Source organism: Shewanella sp. 125m-7 (assembly GCF_052977045.1).
On sequence record NZ_JBRILQ010000112.1, the window covers coordinates 1 to 505 of the forward strand.

The 505-nt window shown below is 42.6% G+C and carries 1 protein-coding gene; it reads left to right on the plus strand.

The genetic code is table 11. The features are described 5' to 3' along the window. Nucleotides 1-351: molecular chaperone TorD (torD, locus tag ACVBIL_RS20665; protein WP_447168799.1), on the plus strand; the 351-nt coding region annotated here is incomplete at its 5' end. Nucleotides 352-505 lie beyond the last annotated feature (154 nt).

A 505-nucleotide genomic window follows, 5' to 3' on the forward strand; every position in this document is an offset into this window, starting at 1 on the left:
TTGTATTTAGACAACAAGCCAGCAAGAAAAGGCGATGAGCCACTGCTCTTTGGTGAGCAGCATCAGCAGATGAGTGAGTTTTTGAAGCAGAGTCAGCTACAAGTACAAAGCGAGTTTCCAGAGCCTGCCGATCACCTTGCGGTGATCTTGGCTTATGTCGCTCACCTTTGTACCCATAGTGATGACGCTGCTCAGCTCAGCTTTATTCAAGACAACTTAGCTAATTGGCTAAATAACTTTGTGGCTAAAGTCACCGAAGTTGATCATGGTAACTTCTATCAAGCTTTGGCAAGACTCACCTATTCTTGGGTTAAGTCTGATGCCGAATGGTTAGCATCTGAATTAAGCTAACCCCAAAGCTATTACCAAGCGTCTATTAAAAACCGTCCATAAAAAGCGTGAGTGAACTTAAGTTCTCTCACGCTTTTTATGTCTGTTAATCATCTGCTAATCGAGCAGCGAACCTTAATTGATTGCACTTTTACAAACCGTTACGCTCAGATTT